Raw genomic sequence first — 4538 nt, forward strand, 5'->3', positions numbered from 1 at the left:
GAACCGTAAACCGATATTCATTCATCAGTGAGTGTACCCAATGCTCCGATAACTCTCCCTTGAACAGGGACAACGAGTTGACTTCATAACGGGGGCTACTCGAAAATTCCCCTTGCCTGATATACTCCAAAAAAGAAAAGCAAGGATGGCTTCCACCTTCCCACACGGCCACTTTCGTTTTGGAGACCCGTGCTAGGTACTCCGCAATGAGCAAGGCGGTATGGGTGCTTCCTGCGCCTTCAAAGACACTCCCTACCGCAATCACCGTTCGTTCCCCAGCTCTATTCATTTCGCTGCGTTCATGAATCGTCGTCCCAGAAGTGTTGATCTTCTGCTCATCCAAGGAACCCCCGAGCCGCGCTGGCCATTCCCGGTTAGACCACACATCTGCCGCTCCGAGTGCAGTCCAGCTCCGTACCGCTGTTAGTGACAACGGATAAGCCTCACTAATCACCACCATCTTCACAGCTAAACTCAGGGCGAAGGGTAGGAATTCCTGGGCCAAATCTTCATACACCAGGATTATTTTGGGCTTAATAATGGATGATACTTCTTGTGCTTCCTCGCACGTTCCGCACTCATGAAATCTGAAACGCGGATGACTAAGTTCAGGTTTGATACCTAAAAGTACAATATGCAATGATGCCCTACCTCCCTATCCAATTTTCTTACAATATAATCCTACACTCTTTAAGCACGTAAATCGTTCGAAGAACGTGCTAAAAAAGTATGTATTTCTTCAGAGCCTATATAAAGCACACGACTCAATCCTGGAATGCCTCATAAACAACAAAAGAGCTGCGTAAATGCAGCTCTTCTGAATTTATTAAGGTGTTGCTCTTATTTCCAAGCATTAATATAGCGTAGATAAAACATACAGAACACCCGCTTATTTGGCATCACGGCGTTCTAAGTAGTTCCGAACTTTATGCGGTTGCAGTTCCTGTGCAGGCTTTATCTGCTCGATAGTTTTTCTCATTTCTGTCCCGCTTGAGCAAACTCAAGAAGGTTATAATGCTGTGAATAGTACTGCGTTGTAGTATATTCGTTTCCTTCATCGTCAATGTTGTAACATCATTTTCTTCATTTCATCTGTTTGGTTAAGTAAACCATCATAATTTCTGATTTTTCAGATGGAAGCAGATCCTTCTGGAACAATATTTGATCCTCGCTCCCAAATAACTTGGACAACTGTTCAAGACGTGGTTCTGGAATCTTACGTCTTTGCTACTGTTGTACTCCATGTGAAACGTGCCAGATATAAATTGTAGTCCTATCATCTCATCACTGTCATACTCAGGATGTCAAATGCTAATTTAAAAGAAAAAGCCACTTGAAATAGCTACTCACATGTGGCTTATCTTAATTAATGTTACTCTAGCAACTCATTATTCAACATATTAATTTCTTCTAGGAAATGATTGATACGAATCATATCCACTACTTTTTTCTCAATTGATGCTACATATAATAACTTCAACCAAAACGCATCTCCGTTAGCATAATTCTCAATGGCTTGTTGAATATTCTCGTGTGTTAATGATCTAACAATAATGTCTGGTTGAGAAGCTGAAATAAAGTTTACATCATTATTATTCATTTGTTGTAATAAATTTAAAGGTGTGCTAACTACGACAGTTATATTCGTTCCATCTTCAAGTTCAATAAAAACATCCATGTTATCATTCTCAATATCACTGATTTTTGATAAAGGAGTTGGATAACTTATCTTTACAACATTCATAGTATCCTCCTTATTTACCATAAACTTTATATAAAATATCTATGACCGTTTGTTCATTTACCTTATTTGCCTTTGCTAAAATCTGCATTTCTCCATTCTTCATTCTGTAAAACACTCTCGATCCTTCCTTCCCTCTCAAGTATTTTATTTCGCTAGTCAAACTCTTAGTCCCAAATCCTGGATTGGCATTCCCTTTTAGAAATTTTGCTATAAGATCATCAGTTTCCTTTTGAACTATAGGATTCTTCCCCATTTGCTGACCCGCTTTTACAAGTCCAGCTTCATTTTTTATTAAGCTTTTTACTTTCCCAGAGCCACCGATAAATCCCATAGCTAATGAGTCCATCATATCTTGCATGATTGCACTATCTTTAAGAAGTTGTTGCAATTCCCCTCTTGCCCAAGCCATAGTTTAGGAGTGTTTTCTTCATAATGATTTCCAGTTGCCATGTTATATAGAAACTTAAAGTAATTGTTGTCGATACCAGATCTCAATGTATGTTGTGCTTCTTGCCCTAAAATATTCCTGATTTCCCACCAAGCATCTGATTGTTTACTCTCCTGAATCGCCAAATCAAGGTAGATATCCACTTCTATTTTATTAACCTATGCCCTGTAGGATCATTGTATATTAACGGATTATTATGAACATACGTATACAAATTCTGACTCAGCGGATTATCAATCTGTCCTTCAACCGTATCCTCAGTTATAAACCGCCCGATACTCGGATCATAATAGCGTGCACGCAGATAGTAAAGCCCGATTTCCGCATCATATACTTCTCCGGTGTACTTGAAGGAATTGGAGGTGCCCTCCACCTGACTAGAAGCTCTACTTTTGTATCCTCTTTACAAGAAAAAACCACATGGAGCACAAGACTCACATGTGGCTATATAGATTATTTCTCATATAATGTAACAGTTAATCCAAGCTCACCCATAATTTCGTTGCCTACTTCTACAATTATGTTCTTCTCCGGAAAAATTTCTTTAGCTCTTCTGCTCCAATGATATACAATTACTTCTCCGAACTGTTCTAATATTTTACTGTTATCCAGTCCTTCTGTGACATTCCCGATAAAGAAGTCAGCGAAACTCCAACTATTAACCCATTGTTGTATGTCTTTCTTATTATTATTAAATTGCAACTCTAGACGTTTAACTTTTTCAAAGGCTGCATCACCCTCTTCCATGAAAAAATCAGCAATAAATATATATCCATTTACTTCAATTAAATCAGGGCATAAAACATAAGAAACAGCAAGAAAGTCTTCTATTGAACAACTATTAGCAGAATGGTTGAAAAGACTGATTCCTTTGCGAATTTGAAACTCTTCAAAAATCTTATTTTTAACGATGCTCTCATGAATTGTAACTCTAGTCATATCATCACCATCCGAATAAGTCTTTAATAAAATCAGGAACAGGACCATCCAATTTATATGGTTGGTAGTGTTCTGTACCATTAGGAGAAACATTTATTTTAAATGCCTTAACCCTTTGATTACTTAAATCATAAATTAATTTCCCATTATTGTCATATACAAATACATGTTCGCCATTCACTGTACTGTAATAACTATTCGGATTACCCGTTAATGGTCGATTGCTCCCTGAAGCATTTACTTTAATCACACCATTATTAGTTAAACTTCCAAACGATGAGGGTGTTAGATCTGCAACCGTCTTAATATTCCTTTTAAATCCACCTCCGCCAGATATTGATCCTGCGCCCATAACTCCAATCGTAGTAGCAATAGCAATAGTCTTATCGTTGGCTCCATAACTAAAATAACTATCCAGTTGTGAGATTGCCCATTTAGCAGTATTGTAGTTACTTGATCCCTCAGCCAAAGCCATTTTGTATAGATATTCAAATTGATTTCTAGTCATTCCTCCAGAATCATCACCAAAGAACCCATACTTATATTCTTTAATTAATGAATTTAAAATCTTTGCTTGGGCGGCTGTATCCACCGAGCGAGCTGAGATAACTTGTCTAGTAGCATTAGTATTAGACAAATTATAAAGCGGATTCCCACCTGATGCGCCTCCCATTTGGGCATCATGACCCGTAGGATCAGTATAAATCAACGGATTATTATGCACATACGTATACAAATTCTGACTCAGCGGATTATCAATCTGCCCTTCAACCGTATCCTCATTTAAAAACCGCCCGATACTCGGATCATAATACCGTGCACGCAAATAGTAAAGGCCGGTTTCGGTATCGTACACTTCTCCGGTGTACTTGAAAGAGTTAGAGGTGCCTTCCACTTGGCTGATAATATTGCCCCACTCATCATAGGTGTAGTTGTTGACGACCTCTCCGTTCGTATTGACAATCTGCACCACATCACCATGACCATTATACAGGTAATAATAATCCTTCGAGGCCTTCTTATCCTTCTTCACCAATACCCGGTCGCCTCGCACAAAGTTCGCTTGTTCCACAAAGACACCGCTGACGATCTTCTCTTCCGAAATGACTTGACCCTGGAAATTATAGTTCACCTGGGTCTGGGTATTGCCATTGGTCTTTAGGTAGCGCATGCCATCGGCATAATACTGGAAGCTCGTTGCTTTACCTCCCTTGCTCACTCCCGTTAAGGTATTCTGCAAATCATACGTATAACTCGTATCAGTGGTATCAGGACTGGCATTACTCGTATCGGATAAGGTCTGCCGATTTCCTCGCACATCGTACGTATACGCAATCCTGCTTCCATCCGGGCGGGTAATCGACACCAGACGATTCAGCGGGTCGTAACCATAGCTGCTCGTTTGCA

At 39.4% G+C, this 4538-nt stretch carries 5 protein-coding genes and 1 pseudogene; all 6 read right to left on the minus strand.

The window, feature by feature from the left end; translation table 11 throughout:
- A partial coding sequence (locus ACQ76X_RS35520) for a hypothetical protein (RefSeq protein ID WP_438498601.1) occupies nt 1-640 on the minus strand: 640 nt, incomplete at its 3' end.
- Nucleotides 641-1372: 732 nt separating this feature from the next.
- Nucleotides 1373-1744: a hypothetical protein gene (locus ACQ76X_RS35525; protein WP_438498602.1), complete on the minus strand. Its 372-nt coding sequence runs from the start codon at nt 1742-1744 to the stop codon at nt 1373-1375.
- A gap of 10 nt (nt 1745-1754) precedes the next feature.
- Nucleotides 1755-2153, minus strand: coding sequence for a hypothetical protein (locus ACQ76X_RS35530; protein WP_438498603.1), 399 nt, complete (start codon nt 2151-2153; stop codon nt 1755-1757).
- Between the two features lie 199 nt (nt 2154-2352).
- Nucleotides 2353-2571 (minus strand): annotated as a pseudogene (locus ACQ76X_RS35535) (RHS repeat-associated core domain-containing protein); the annotation flags it as partial.
- Between the two features lie 74 nt (nt 2572-2645).
- A complete protein-coding gene (locus tag ACQ76X_RS35540) occupies nt 2646-3131 on the minus strand; it encodes a hypothetical protein (RefSeq protein WP_438498604.1) in 486 nt (161 codons plus the stop codon).
- 4 nt (nt 3132-3135) lie between these two features.
- Nucleotides 3136-4538, minus strand: a 1403-nt coding sequence (locus ACQ76X_RS35545; RefSeq protein ID WP_438498605.1) for an RHS repeat-associated core domain-containing protein, incomplete at its 5' end; no start/stop codon positions are given.

The organism is Paenibacillus sp. IHBB 3054, from assembly GCF_051594305.1.
GTDB lineage: Bacteria > Bacillota > Bacilli > Paenibacillales > Paenibacillaceae > Paenibacillus_AQ.